This window comes from Roseovarius arcticus, from assembly GCF_006125015.1.
GTDB lineage: Bacteria > Pseudomonadota > Alphaproteobacteria > Rhodobacterales > Rhodobacteraceae > Roseovarius > Roseovarius arcticus.
The window spans coordinates 3479900-3493808 of record NZ_SZZN01000001.1 but is presented as its reverse complement, the minus strand read 5'-3'; the positions used below and the strand labels follow the sequence as shown (position 1 = coordinate 3493808).

Genomic DNA, 13909 nt, shown 5'->3' with positions numbered 1-13909 from the left:
GCCAACCCGATAGGAGGACGCTATGAGTTGGAATCCCGCCCTGACCCCCAGTTGCCCTGATGAAATCGGGGTGGACGCCATCGAAACCCTGATAATACCCCGTGCGCGCGACCTTGGCGGGTTCGAGGTAAAGCGCGCCCTGCCTGCACCCAAACGACAGATGGTGGGGCCGTTTATCTTTTTCGATCAGGCCGGACCCGCTGAATTCCTCACCGGACAAGGGATCGACGTGCGCCCGCATCCCCATATTGGTCTTGGCACGGTGACCTATCTCTATCAGGGCGATTTCCACCACCGAGACAGCATTGGCACCGACCAGATCATCCACCCTGGCGCGCTGAACTGGATGGTTGCGGGCAAAGGTGTGACCCACTCTGAGCGCACATCGGTTGAGGGCCGCAAGGGGCCACACTCCCTATTTGGAATCCAGACATGGATGGCGTTGCCCGACGAAATGGAAGACATGGACCCTATTTTCGAACATCATGGCAAAGAAGCGATTCCAGAGATTTATGATAAAGGGATCAATGCCAAGCTGATCCTCGGCACAGCCTACGGCGAGAGTGCCCCAGCAACGATGTTTTCCGAAACCTTCTACCTTGACGTCATTTTGGACCCCGACGCGCGGTTCCCTCTGCCGGAAGATCACGAAGATCGCGGTCTATACATCACCCAAGGATCAGTCAGCATCGCAGGTCAAGATTTTGCAGCAGGGCAAATGATGGTGTTTCGCCCGGGCGACAAAATCACCGTTTCGGCTGGACCGCGGGGTGCCCGGCTCATGGCCCTTGGCGGTGCAACGCTAAATGGGCCGCGTCATATTTGGTGGAATTTCGTGGCCTCCAGCCGTGAGAAAATCGAGACCGCCAAAGAAGAATGGCGTGCTAACCGTTGGGGTGAAGGGCTCTTTGACCTCCCCGTAAATGACCGGGATGAGTTTATTCCGCTACCAGATTGAACGCGCCCGTGATTGGATCGGGCCCTTTTTAGAATTGCAGTTTGGATTTCGGGCTCTCAATCAAGGTCCGCCTTGCTCAAATTGAAGACATCGGGACTGACTGCCTCTCCGCCCTTTGCAGGCAGCGTTTCTGGCCCATATAACACATCGAAACGGGTGGTAATCTCTGCGTTGCAGCACCTTCAAAGCCGACATTGGCGCTGTCGTAACGCACCTAAAGTTGGCGCCCGTATTGACAATTACCGGCGCCGCGAGGGTTACTCGTCGCGGCGCCCGTTTTGGGCGCGGTCCGCCTCGATCCTATCCATCGCGCCCGTCCATTCCCGGTCGCGCAGGATACGGCGAAAGGCGCGGCGCAATTCATCCACGGCCCCCTGTTCGTACCAGCGGCCATGAGCAAGGATAAGGCGCTGCGGCTGCCAGGCGATCATGCGTTCAACCGAATTGGCCAGCGGCCCCTTGCGAAAGGTCAGACGCATATCCGGCGGCATTTTGCCATCGCTGTCGTCGATCCCGGCGATCCAGGCAAGAGGGCGCATCCATACCGGTAGCTTGGCCGTCTCAAAATTTTCGATGAGGTCGGTCACAATCAGCGTGGCCGAGGCGCGGTGAAAGAACACAGCCTCGCGGTGAACCTTGCTGCCGTCGACAATCATCTGGTCGATCTGTCCCTGCCACGGCGGTGGGGCCTCGGGTCCGAGATCGTGATCAAAGGTTATTATCAGCCCTTTTGAGGCGGCGCGTGCCGCCACGCCGGGCGCGGCGTAGGTGACAGCGCCTGGATAGGCACGGTGCCATTCACTAATATGCGCGTAGTGGATCCAGTTGGGTGCGATGAGGTGCCTCACGGGTCCCAGGCTGTCCAACTCGGCGCGCAGGGCACCTGTCATCAGGGTTGGCGAGTGGACCCACAGATCGCCATTCTCAAGCTGCAAGACAGTACAGCGCGTCGAGAATGGCATCCCATAAAAACGCTGGGCAGGTCCGTCGATGAGCCAAATGCGGTCCGCCACGGGCTTGAGCGTGTTTAGTGGCTCATAGCCCGTGGCGATGTCCGGTGCAGTCAACGTCAGTCCGTGACGCGAACGGCGGTCATAACGTCTGGGGTGCCTGCGACGGCGCCGTTGCCGCCGGTACCGCGCTTGATGCTCTCCACCACGTCCATGCCGTCGATCACTTTGCCGACGACTGTGTACTGGCCGTTCAAGTGCGGCGCGGGGCCGAACATGATAAAGAACTGGCTATTCGCGCTATCGGGGCTTTGGCTGCGGGCCATGCCAACGACGCCAGCCTCGAACGGCTGATCGGAAAATTCAGCCTTGAGGTCGGGCATGTCTGATCCGCCGGACCCGGCACCAGAGGTATCGCCGTCCACCTTGCCGTATTGCACATCGCCCGTCTGGGCCATGAAGCCACTGATGACGCGGTGAAATACGACGCCGTCATAGGCGCCCTGCTCTGCCAGGGTTTTGATTCGCTCAACGTGGCCCGGTGCAACATCATCGAATAGCTCAATGGTGACTGTACCGTTCGCCTCGCCCGCGATGTCGATTTCGAGACCTGTGGCCAGCGCCGGTGCGGCGGTCGCCATCAGAAGTGCGGCTGCCAGTAGGTTACGCATCGGAGGCAACCTTTACACTGATCATGCGGTCGGGGTTCGCGGGCGGCTCGCCCTTAGCGATGGCGTCCACGTGCTCCATCCCCTGAATGACACGGCCGTAGACGGTGTATTGACCGTTCAGGAAATGGTTGTCCTTGAAGTTGATAAAGAACTGGCTGTTCGCGCTGTCGGGGCTTTGGCTGCGCGCTGCACCCAACGTGCCGCGATCATGCGGGATTTTAGAGAACTCGGCCTTCAGGTTAGGCAGGTCGCTGCCGCCGGTTCCGGCGCCGCGCGGATTGTAATCCTTTTCCATATTGCCGTTCTGCACGTCGCCCGTCTGGGCCATGAAATCGTTGATGACGCGGTGAAACGCCACGTTGTCGTAGGCGCCGCTGCGCGCCAACTCCTTCATCCGTTCAGAATGGCCGGGGGCGACATCGGCCAGCAACTCAATCGCGACGGTGCCGTCTTTCAGCTCGATGAGGATGGTGTTTTCTGGGTCTTTGATCTCGGCCATGGATGGGCCTCCTTTTTTGATATGCGTCGCAAGGATATCTAGGTGCTCGGGCGCGCGTTGCCAAGCAGGCCGTCTTGACCTGCCTGCATTGGCGCGCCAAGAGGGGCCAGACTTCGCAAGGCAAGGATGGCGGGATGAGCTGGAAAACCCTCGACGATATGGACTTGAGCGGCAAGCGCGTCCTGGTTCGTGTGGACATCAACGTGCCAGTCGAGGCAGGGCGCGTGACCGACGACACGCGCATGACGCGGATCGTGCCGACTGTGAACGACATCCTCGCAAAGGGTGGACGCCCCATGCTGATCGCACATTTTGGCAGGCCCAAGGGCAAGGTGGTGCTGGATCTGTCATTGCGAACACTTCTGCCTGCGCTGGAAGCTGCGCTGGGCCACACTGTTCGCCTGATTGAGACGCTGGAGGGCGCGGAAAACATCACAGCCGAGGCCACCGCCGCCGAAGTGCTCCTGCTGGAGAATATCCGATTCTACCCCGGCGAGGAAGCCAACGATGCGGAGTTTGCCGCCCGTCTGGCTGCGCTGGGCGATGTTTATTGCAACGACGCGTTCTCTGCCGCGCACCGTGCCCATGCTAGCACCACAGGCATTGCCCATCTGATGCCATCCTGCGCTGGCCGCCTGATGCAGGCCGAGTTGCAGGCCCTGGAGGCGGCGTTAAGCAACCCCAAGCGCCCGGTCGTCGCCGTTGTCGGCGGTGCCAAGGTTTCAACCAAGCTGGACCTGCTGAGCAACCTTGTCGAAAAGGTCGACAGTCTGGTGATCGGTGGCGGCATGGCGAATACTTTCCTCGCCGCCCAAGGACAGGGCGTTGGCAAATCACTTTGTGAGCATGACATGGCAGGAACCGCCCGCGAGATCATGTCGAAGGCGGCAGATAAGGGCTGCGAGATTATTCTGCCTGCCGACATCGTCGTCGCGAGAGAGTTTGCTGAGAACGCCCCTAATGAAACAGTTGCTGTGCATTTGTGCCCCGACGACGCGATGATTCTGGATGCCGGGCCGCGTAGCGTCGCGCGTGTGGCGAAGGCGCTGGACCACGCGAAGACACTGATCTGGAACGGCCCATTGGGCGCGTTCGAGATCGCCCCTTTCGATGCAGCCACCAATGCCGCCGCCCGTCATGCTGCAGACTTGACCCGCGCGGGCAAGCTGATTTCAGTCGCAGGCGGGGGTGATACAGTCGCGGCACTGAACCGGGCCGGCGCGGCAGATGGATTCACGTACATTTCGACTGCGGGCGGCGCATTTCTAGAGTGGATGGAGGGCAAGGATCTGCCCGGTGTCGCCGCCCTAAAGGGCTAATCCACGGGCCGCGGGCGATTTCAATCGTCGCTCAGGCTAGGCCGCGCTGCAATTAGTTGGCCCGTACGATCAAAGAGGCGATCGTTGCTGGCACTGGACGATGTGCAAATGAATTGCGAGCGCCTGCCGAGGTAGCGATGATGCTGCGCGGCCTAGGAGGAGAGCAAATCACGGCGAGCAGGCTTGAGACGGATCTGAGTGTTGCTAAGTTAGGCCCGCATGTCGGCTGGTTGGAGGATAGGCAACCACCCGTCTTAATTTCGGCGAATATCGACCAGCAGCCCTTGCGAGTAAGCGAGCTATCGCTGTCTGACCTTCTCGCCGCCTTCACCGCCAGCCGTTAGCGCCACCACAATTGCAACGGCTGCGCCGCTCGCTTATGTGCAGAGGCGCGAACGAAAAGGGTGGAGCCAGACCGATATGACCAATAAACGCCAAGCCGAAAAAATCCGCGCCGGAAACGGCTTTGTTGCGGCGTTGGACCAATCCGGCGGTTCGACGCCCAAAGCGCTGGCGCTTTATGGCGTGCCCGAGGATGCGTACAGCTCCGAGGCGGAAATGTTTGACCTAATCCACGCTATGCGCGCGCGGATTGCCCAAGCGCCAGATTTCAACGGCTCCAAAGTTATTGGCGCAATCCTGTTCGAGATGACGATGGACCGCGAAATAGGCGGCAAACCCTCGGCGCAATACCTGTGGGAAGAGCGCGAAGTCGTGCCGTTCCTAAAGGTTGACAAGGGTCTGGAGCACGCATCGGATGGCGTGCGCCTGATGAAGCCGATGCCAGATCTAGACGCGCTGTGCGCGCGGGCGGCCAGGGCGGGTATTTTTGGCACTAAGATGCGCTCGGTCATAGATGCGGCCTCGGCTACTGGAATCGAGGCCATCGTCGCGCAGCAATTTGAGGTGGGCCGCCAGATTTTGGCTCACGGCCTGATTCCTATCATAGAGCCTGAAGTCACCATTTCGATCAATGATAAGGCCGAAGCGGAAGCGTTGCTGCTGGACGCGCTCACCCGCCATCTGGACGCGCTACCGACGGGCACCGAGGTGATGCTGAAACTGACCCTTCCCGAAAAGGCTGGCTGCTATGACCCGCTGACCCGACACCCCGCAGTCTTGCGCGTCGTTGCCCTCTCGGGCGGCTATTCACGGGACGAGGCGAACCGTCGTCTGGCGCAAAACAGCGGCATCGTCGCCAGCTTTAGCCGCGCGCTGACCGAAGGGCTTTCGGCAGATCAGAGCGACGCCGAATTCAACCAGACGATAGGTGCAACGATTGACAGTATTCATTCCGCATCCATCGCAGGATAAGCTGCATAATCGGGGGGGCTAGCCCCCCTCGCGGAAAACCCTACTGGATTTCCATTTCTGCCTCCGGGATACTTGACTGCAAGAAGACCGGGCAGGCTTTCTTCTTGCGGATAAATATCCTCGCCGAAGGCAAAAAATCTCTTTTCTGAAGCGCCTTCAGCCAAGCCGCGCAAGAATGGCGCCTGTATCGACACCAGAGATCGCGCCGGGAGTGCGGCCGCGCTCGCTGGTCAGGCGGGTGGCGATGTAGGCCTCGGCGATCGCGGGTGGCGCTTGCCGGATCAGGACCGACGCGGTCAGCAGCGTCGCGAGGCTGTCTGCATACCAGCGCGCCTGCGCCTCGTCAGGGAGGCGGGGAAAGCGCTCCATGTGCGCGCGAAGGGCCGCATCATAGCGGCGAAACTCGCCTGTGACTGCACCGAGTGCATCACTTAGAACTTCGCCCGCCATCGGGACGGCGCGCAATGTGCGCAGAATGTCGAGGCATATGACGTTGCCGGACCCCTGCCAGATCCCGTTCATCGGCGCCTCGCGGTAGAGCATCGGCAGGCCGCTCTCCTCAATGTATCCGGTGCCTCCCAGGCACTCCATTGCCTCGCCGACAACGACGGGGCACAGCTTGCTTCCTAGAAATTTCGCCAGCGCAACGCCGAGGCGGGCAAAGGCGCGGCCCTGTTCCGTGGTGTCATCGAAAGCGCGGGCGACCCCTAGGCCCAGTGCCAGCGCCCCCTCCCAGTCTAGGGCCAGATCGGCAAGAACGCTCTGCATGAGTGGTTGGTCGATCAGCCTTCCCTCAGCGGTGCTGCGGTGCTGCGTCCAATGGTGCGCTGCACCCAATGCTGCGCGCATCAGCCCGGCGGGGGCGATGGCGGTGTCGAGGCGGGTGTGGTGGATCATTGTCATGATGTGCCGCAGGCCGTCACCCTCATCGCCCAATGGATACGCCAGCGCATCGGCAAATTCGATCTCGGCCAGGGCGTTTGATTTGTTGCCCAGCGTGTCCTTCAGCCGTTGAATGTGAACCGCATTTCGTGTGCCGTCCAGCCAGCGAGGCACCAGAAATGCGGTCAGCCCGCCATTTGTCTGCGCCAGCGTTACCAATCCGTCCGACATTGGGGCCGAGCAGAACCACTTGTGACCGCGCAGACGGTATGCGTCGCCGTCACGCACTGCGCGGGTGGAGGCCTGGCTTAGGTCTGAGCCGCAATGTTTTTCGGTCAGCGCCATGCCCATGGTCGCCGCAGCCTTCTGTGCCAACGGCTTTACCGCTGGATCGTAAAGGCGCGCGGTCAGTTTTGGCACCCACGTATCAAAGAGGGTGCTGGACGCGCGCAGTGCCGGGACAGCGGCGTAGGTCATCGCCATTGGGCAACAAACACCCGGCTCGACCTGCGATGCCAGATACACCATCGCGGCGTGGGTGGCATGGCCGCCCTCTGCCCCCTCCCAAGGCAATGAAGCATATCCGGCGCCGAGACCGGCCTGCATCAGCGTGTGGTAGGCGGGGTGATACGCCACTTCGTCCAGCCGCCGTCCGCCTGAGTCAAAGAGACGGGCCTCCGGCTGGTGACGGTTTGCGTCCATTCCGGCATCGCGCATGCCCATGCGCCCCATCTTGCGGCCAAAGAGCGCGAGGTGGTCGTGATCCGTATCCAACGCGTGATCTTGTAGGGCCGGATCATCTGCCCACAAATCCAGATCGCCGCGCGGTGCGGGCTGGTTTGTAATAGCGTGTGTGTCGGTCTCGGAATGGGGGCCGCTGGATGCGCTATTGCGGGTGTGGGGCATTGATGGCTCTCCTTTAGCGAGCGCATTTACGCGGCGCACGCACAAGATTGCAACGCCCACCGCGCGATTGATTGGCTGCCGCGAAATGGGATTCCCTAGGTGCGGCATATATGACAAGGTACCGACAAGGCCCGCTCAGAGGCATAGCATTGAGGCAAGACCAGTGATTAATCGCAAAAATCTCCCTGTGGGGGTGTTCGTTTACTTTGTCATCGCCTTCTCGCTGGGTGCATATTTCACGTTTGCCGCTGTGCAGGGTGATTTTGGCCTATTCAGCCGCGCCGAGATCGACGCCGAGGCCAGCGAGTTGCAAGTGCAGCTAGATCTGTTGAATGCGGAGGTTGTGTTGATGGAAAACCTGACGCACCGGCTGTCCGATACTTATCTGGATCTGGATTTGCTGGACGAGCAGGCGCGCGCTGTGATCGGCCTGTTGCGCAGCGACGAAATCGTCATCCGCTAAGATCGCTTGCCCCCGCCATGGTGCAGTGCCTATCATGCTTGGAGGCGCGCAAGTGTTTGTGCCGCGTATAGTTTAGCGTTAAACTATCCATGACAACTGTGCCAACCAAGGGGATACCTGCCAATGGCTGCCCAGAAGAAAGCAAGCAAATCAAACGCTTCGGCTGATGAACTGAAGGCGTATTATCACGACATGCTGCTGATCCGGCGATTCGAGGAGAAGGCAGGACAGCTATATGGCATGGGCCTGATCGGTGGCTTTTGCCATCTTTATATCGGGCAAGAGGCCGTCGTCGTCGGTTTGGAGGCCGCCGCCGAAGAGGGCGACAAGCGCATCACCACCTACCGCGATCACGGTCACATGCTGGCCTGCGGCATGGACCCGAACGGTGTCATGGCCGAACTGACAGGCAGGCAGGATGGCTATAGCCGCGGCAAAGGCGGCTCGATGCATATGTTCTCAAAAGAAAAGCATTTCTACGGCGGTCATGGCATCGTCGGCGCGAACGTGCCGCTGGGCGCGGGTCTCGCGTTTTCCGACAAGTATCGCGGCAATGATCGCGTGACGTTTACGTATTTCGGCGACGGCGCGGCCAATCAGGGACAGGTCTACGAGACGTTCAACATGGCCAAATTGTGGGATCTGCCCGTCATCTTTGTCATAGAGAATAACCAATATGCGATGGGCACGGCGCAAAAGCGCTCCACCTCCAGTGCTGAGCTGTACAAGCGGGGCGAGGCGTTCGGCATCCCCGGCGAGGTTGTCGATGGTATGGACGTGCTGGCTGTCAAAGAAGCTGGTGAAAAGGCTGTGGCGCACTGCCGTTCTGGTAAAGGTCCGTACATTCTAGAGATCAAGACATACCGCTATCGCGGCCATTCGATGTCTGACCCGGCCAAGTACCGTACCCGCGACGAAGTGCAGAAGATGCGCGAAGAAAAGGACTGCATCGAGCATGTGCGCGACTTGCTGCTTACCGGCAAGCACGCAACCGAGGATGATCTGAAGGCGGTCGACAAAGAGATCAAGAAGATCGTCAACGCATCCGCCGAATTCGCCAAGGACAGCCCCGAGCCGGACCCAGCCGAGCTTTGGACGGACATCTATGCTGAAATCGCGCCGCAGAACGCCTGAGGAGGAGACCACATGCCAATAGAGATTCTCATGCCCGCCCTCAGCCCCACGATGGAAGAGGGGACATTGTCCAAATGGCTGGTCAAGGAGGGCGACACCGTCGCCTCCGGTGATATCCTCGCCGAGATCGAGACCGACAAGGCTACGATGGAATTCGAGGCCGTTGACGAAGGCACGATCGGCAAGATCTTGATCGAAGCCGGCACCGAAGGGGTGAAAGTAAACACCGCCATCGCCGTTATGCTGGAAGAAGGCGAAAGCGCGGAAGACATCAGCGATGCGCCCAAGAAAGACGCCAAAGAAGAGCCGAAGTCAGGCGAGGAATCCGAGCCTGAGCGGGACGCGCACAAGGCCATCCCGGCCAAGGCGGCAGCCCCGAAACCAGACAGCACGCCAGATTGGCCTGAAGGCACCGAGACGAAAAAGCAGACCGTCCGCGAGGCGCTGAACGAGGCAATGGCCGAGGAAATGCGCCGCGATGGCGACGTATTTATAATGGGCGAGGAAGTGGCCGAGTATCAGGGCGCCTACAAGATCACTCAGAACCTGCTACAAGAGTTTGGCGACAAACGCGTGATCGACACGCCGATCACCGAGCATGGATTTGCCGGAATTGGCGTTGGCGCTGCCTTTGGAGGTCTGCGTCCCATCGTGGAATTTATGACTTGGAATTTCGCCATGCAGGCGATTGACCAGATTCTGAACTCGGCGGCCAAGACTTTGTATATGTCGGGCGGCCAGATGGGGTGCCCCATCGTGTTTCGCGGCCCCAATGGTGCGGCGGCGCGCGTCGGCGCCCAGCACTCACAGGATTATGCCGCCTGGTACGCGCATATCCCCGGACTAAAGGTGGTCCAGCCCTATTCAGCATCCGACGCCAAGGGATTGCTGAAAACGGCCATCCGTGATCCGAACCCAGTGGTCTTTCTCGAGAACGAGATGCTTTACGGCAAGGCATTCGACGTGCCGGTGATGGACGACTACACCGTGCCGTTTGGCAAGGCGCGCATTTGGCGCGAAGGCGAGGACGTGACAATCGTCAGCTTTGGCATCGGCATGACCTACGCGATGGAAGCCGCCGAAAAACTGGCAGAGGACGGCATCTCGGCCGAGGTCATCGACCTGCGCACCCTGCGCCCCATTGATTATGACGCGGTCATCGCGTCCGTGATGAAGACCAATCGCTGCGTGACCGTCGAAGAGGGCTTCCCAGTGGCGTCCATCGGAAACCACCTGGCGGCCGTCATTATGGAGCGCGCGTTCGATTACCTCGACGCACCCGTTATCAATTGCCTCGGCAAGGACGTGCCCATGCCCTACGCAGCAAACTTAGAACGACTGGCCCTGACCTCGACCAAAGAGGTCTTGGACGCGGTGCATAAAGTGACCTACCGCTAAGGAGAAAGAGCGATGCCGATACAAATTCTGATGCCCGCCCTTTCCCCCACGATGGAGGAGGGCACACTGTCCAAATGGCTGGTTAAGGAGGGCGATACCGTGTCCTCCGGTGACCTGCTAGCCGAGATCGAGACCGACAAGGCGACGATGGAATTCGAGGCCGTTGACGAGGGAACAATAGGAAAGATTCTGATCGAGGCCGGCACCGAAGGGGTGAAAGTGAACACCGCTATCGCCGTGCTGTTAGAAGAGGGCGAGAGCGCAGGCGACATCAAAGACGCGGGCAGCGCACCCGCGCCTGAAAAGGAAAAAGTTGAGGATTCTGCGCCGGAATCTGAGGCTAAAGGCGCTACGCCGACAGAAACCGAAGCACCCATGAGTGCCGATGGCGAGCGCATCTTTGCCTCGCCTCTCGCGCGCCGCATCGCGGCGGACAAGGGCCTGGACCTGAGTCAGATTGACGGCTCGGGCCCGCATGGCCGCATCGTCAAGGCTGACGTCGAGGGCGCGGAGCCGACCAAGAAGGCAAGCGTTGCCAAGTCGGACACCGTGGGCGCGCCTGCTGCGACCGCACCAACGCCAGTAGGCCAATCTGCCGATGCCGTCGCCAAGATCTACGCGGATCGTGAGTATACCGAGGTCAAGCTGGACGGTATGCGCCGCACCATCGCCGCACGCCTGACCGAGGCGAAGCAGACCGTGCCGCATTTCTACCTCCGCCGCGACATTCGCTTGGATGCATTGCTGAAGTTTCGGGGCGATCTGAACAAGCAACTCGAAGCGCGCGGCGTCAAGCTGAGCGTCAACGACTTCATCATCAAGGCCTGCGCATTGGCATTGCAATCTGTGCCTGCGGCGAATGCCGTCTGGGCAGGCGATCGCGTGCTACAGCTCAAACCATCGGACGTCGCGGTCGCCGTCGCTATCGAGGGCGGGCTCTTTACCCCGGTTCTAAGGGACGCAGACATGAAGTCGCTTTCTGCCCTGTCGGCCGAGATGAAGGATCTCGCAGGCCGCGCGCGTGATCGCAAACTCGCCCCGCACGAGTATCAAGGTGGTAGCTTTTCCATCTCGAATCTTGGCATGTTCGGGATCGATAATTTCGATGCGGTTATCAACCCACCCCAAGGCGCTATCCTTGCCGTTGGAGCAGGTGTTAAAAAGCCTGTCGTCGGCAAAGATGGCGAGTTGGCCGTTGCGACAGTCATGTCTGTCACCCTCAGCGTTGATCACCGTGTGATTGACGGGGCTATGGGCGCCGATCTACTCAAGCACATTGTTGAAAACCTCGAAAATCCGATGGTGATGTTGGCGTGATCAGATAGCTATACGGATAACAATCTGTAAGATAAGAATACAAAAGCACGCCTACGGGCGTGTTTTTTTATGGTGATTTCATCTGCGAAAAAAATCTAACCATATATTTTCTTACGGGAAGTGACGGTAGTTTTTTAGGAAAAGACGTTGCTAAGAAGAGGGCTCTTGTGATTCAAGAGATCTAACAATGACAATAAAAAAATAAGAGGTAGATGCAGTGACGATTAAAACAAACAGACTGTTGGTATGTGCATTGCTCGCATTCCCGACCACAAGCCTAGCCCAAGATATTTCCGGCGCCGCGACATTAGGATACGGCCATTCCACCACCTCGGATGGGGGCGGTGATTTGAACAGTTATACCCTTGATGGAATTGGAAAGTTCGCATTTCAAAACGGGTGGAGCATCGGCGCCGAAGGCTCGTTCGTCCATGCCGATCCCGATGGGGGTAGCGGTGATATAAATGTCTCAGATCTGGGGCTGAGATTGCAGTACCAGACCTTCTCCGGCGCGATGTTTGGCGGCTATGTCGACTATACCGATTTTAACGGAAACGGGCTGCTGACCGGGGATGCGGACGCAACATCCTACGGCTTCACTGGCGGTTACGGAAATCAGACTATTCAGGCTGAGGCGAATATCGGTTGGACCGATGCGTCGATTGCAGGTGTTGGTAATTCCTCTGATTGGATCGACTATGGCGTCAATGTCTCCTACACGCCGACCGCAGACACCAAAATTGCCGGTCACTGGCAACTGAGTGATCTGAATACAAATGCCAGTGGTAGTAATTTGGCAAGCTATGGCATCGGCGCGAGCCATAATTTTGGGGCTGGTTTTGTGGGCTTTGGCGGCATCAGCCGCGTCGATTTTGACGCTGCGAATGTTGAAGCCACGTCCTACGGTATCGGCGCCAGTTACGATCTGCGTCAGATCTCAACCGTGCCAGCGCAGATTTCGCTAGAATTGGCCCGGACCAATCTGGATGCCGGCGGCTCGGATGCCGATGTGGATACCGTCCGATTGGGTATTACGATCCCACTGGGTGTCCGTGAAAATGGCGCACCACTCAACAGCTTAGCAGACAGTATCATGGCGCCCCGTCACAACGCGCTGTCTACTTTGTTCGACAACATTTTCTAAAGTTCCGACCTGCTAAGAAAGCAAGCACCGGAATAAACCCGGTGCTTGCTCATCCAATAAACAAAATCTCTCAATGCTTCCCACAGCGCCTGCTACTACCGCACACCCAGCAACTGATCCATCCGCACCGATGGCTGATCGCAGCCAGCTTCGCCCACGATACGGGCCGGAACGCCGGCCACGGTTTTGCATGGCGGCACCTCTTCCAGCACGACCGAGCCAGCAGCAATGCGGCTGCACCGTCCAACCTTGATGTTGCCTAGTACTTTGGCACCAGCGCCGATCAGCACTCCGTCGGCGATTTTGGGGTGACGATCCTCTTCTTCTTTGCCGGTGCCGCCTAGCGTGACGGAGTGAAGCATAGAAACGTTATCGCCAACCACCGCAGTCTCGCCAATGACGATGCTATGGGCATGATCAATCATGATCCCCTTGCCAATCTTGGCAGCGGGATGAATATCGACGCCAAAAACCTCTGAGACGCGCATCTGGAAAAACCGCGCCATGTCGCGCCGGCCTTCGCCCCACAGCCAATGTGCGATACGATAGGCCTGAACCGCCTGAAACCCTTTAAAGAATAAGAGTGGCAGAATGTACCGATCGCAGGCCGGATCGCGATCATAGACAGCAACAATATCGGCCCGCGCCGCGATGCCAATGCTAGGATCGCAACGATAGGCCCAGTCGCAGATTTCTCGCAAAATCTGCTCCGGCATCTCATTCGACGCCAGTTTCATCGAAGTTCGATAGGCCAATGCCGATTCCAGTGTTTTGTGATGCAGGACGCTGGAATGAATGAGCCCCCCCATCAACGGCTCATCATTGATAGCTTCTTGGGCCTCTAACGTCACCTGATGCCAGACCGGATCGCACTCGGATAGATGTGCATGTGATTTTTTCATAGCGAGGCTCCTGTTTCGTCGCCCTAATATATCACATGTGGGCGATTGGCAA

13 protein-coding genes are annotated in these 13909 nt (G+C 58.8%); 8 read left to right on the top strand and 5 right to left on the bottom strand.

Features of this window, described 5'->3' with window-relative positions; genetic code table 11:
- Positions 1-22 precede the first annotated feature (22 nt).
- Positions 23-958: a pirin family protein gene (locus MK6180000_RS16680; protein ID WP_138935759.1), complete on the top strand. Its 936-nt coding sequence runs from the start codon at positions 23-25 to the stop codon at positions 956-958.
- 257 nt (positions 959-1215) lie between these two features.
- Here the strand turns inward: MK6180000_RS16680 and MK6180000_RS16675 are convergent, their stop codons facing one another.
- The 3 genes from MK6180000_RS16675 to MK6180000_RS16665 are packed head-to-tail and all read right to left on the bottom strand — an operon-like array spanning position 1216 to position 3078.
- Positions 1216-2025: a DUF4336 domain-containing protein gene (locus MK6180000_RS16675; RefSeq protein ID WP_246040559.1), complete on the bottom strand. Its 810-nt coding sequence runs from the start codon at positions 2023-2025 to the stop codon at positions 1216-1218.
- A gap of 2 nt (positions 2026-2027) precedes the next feature.
- The gene (locus MK6180000_RS16670; protein ID WP_138935757.1) at positions 2028-2579 is read right to left on the bottom strand and encodes a peptidylprolyl isomerase; all 552 of its coding nucleotides are present in this window, start codon (positions 2577-2579) and stop codon (positions 2028-2030) included.
- Positions 2572-3078: a peptidylprolyl isomerase gene (locus MK6180000_RS16665; protein ID WP_138935756.1), complete on the bottom strand. Its 507-nt coding sequence runs from the start codon at positions 3076-3078 to the stop codon at positions 2572-2574. Before MK6180000_RS16665 ends, MK6180000_RS16670 begins: the two co-directional genes overlap by 8 nt.
- A gap of 134 nt (positions 3079-3212) precedes the next feature.
- On the opposite strand from MK6180000_RS16665, the gene MK6180000_RS16660 reads away from it, so the two are divergent.
- Together MK6180000_RS16660 and MK6180000_RS16655 are read left to right on the top strand one after the other, a co-directional pair.
- The gene (locus MK6180000_RS16660) at positions 3213-4397 is read left to right on the top strand and encodes a phosphoglycerate kinase (RefSeq protein WP_138935755.1); all 1185 of its coding nucleotides are present in this window, start codon (positions 3213-3215) and stop codon (positions 4395-4397) included.
- 420 nt (positions 4398-4817) lie between these two features.
- Positions 4818-5711, top strand: coding sequence for a fructose bisphosphate aldolase (locus MK6180000_RS16655; RefSeq protein WP_138935754.1), 894 nt, complete (start codon positions 4818-4820; stop codon positions 5709-5711).
- A gap of 156 nt (positions 5712-5867) precedes the next feature.
- Here MK6180000_RS16655 and MK6180000_RS16650 read toward each other — a convergent pair whose 3' ends face one another.
- The gene (locus MK6180000_RS16650; protein WP_138935753.1) at positions 5868-7499 is read right to left on the bottom strand and encodes an acyl-CoA dehydrogenase family protein; all 1632 of its coding nucleotides are present in this window, start codon (positions 7497-7499) and stop codon (positions 5868-5870) included.
- A 166-nt stretch (positions 7500-7665) separates the two neighbouring features.
- Here MK6180000_RS16650 and MK6180000_RS16645 point away from each other — a divergent pair, with 166 nt between their 5' ends.
- The 5 genes from MK6180000_RS16645 (at position 7666) to MK6180000_RS16625 (ending at position 12955) form a co-directional block, all read left to right on the top strand.
- Complete coding sequence (locus MK6180000_RS16645; RefSeq protein WP_246040620.1) at positions 7666-7962, top strand: FtsB family cell division protein; 297 nt, start codon at positions 7666-7668, stop codon at positions 7960-7962.
- A 123-nt stretch (positions 7963-8085) separates the two neighbouring features.
- Positions 8086-9096: a pyruvate dehydrogenase (acetyl-transferring) E1 component subunit alpha gene (gene pdhA / locus MK6180000_RS16640; protein WP_138935751.1), complete on the top strand. Its 1011-nt coding sequence runs from the start codon at positions 8086-8088 to the stop codon at positions 9094-9096.
- A gap of 12 nt (positions 9097-9108) precedes the next feature.
- Positions 9109-10494: a pyruvate dehydrogenase complex E1 component subunit beta gene (locus MK6180000_RS16635; RefSeq protein ID WP_138935750.1), complete on the top strand. Its 1386-nt coding sequence runs from the start codon at positions 9109-9111 to the stop codon at positions 10492-10494.
- 12 nt (positions 10495-10506) lie between these two features.
- Positions 10507-11811, top strand: coding sequence for a pyruvate dehydrogenase complex dihydrolipoamide acetyltransferase (locus MK6180000_RS16630; RefSeq protein WP_138935749.1), 1305 nt, complete (start codon positions 10507-10509; stop codon positions 11809-11811).
- Positions 11812-12028: 217 nt separating this feature from the next.
- Positions 12029-12955, top strand: a complete 927-nt coding sequence (locus MK6180000_RS16625; protein ID WP_138935748.1) for a hypothetical protein — start codon at positions 12029-12031, stop codon at positions 12953-12955.
- A gap of 95 nt (positions 12956-13050) precedes the next feature.
- On the opposite strand, the gene cysE is transcribed toward MK6180000_RS16625, so the two are convergent.
- Positions 13051-13857, bottom strand: coding sequence for a serine O-acetyltransferase (gene cysE / locus MK6180000_RS16620; protein ID WP_138935747.1), 807 nt, complete (start codon positions 13855-13857; stop codon positions 13051-13053).
- Positions 13858-13909 lie beyond the last annotated feature (52 nt).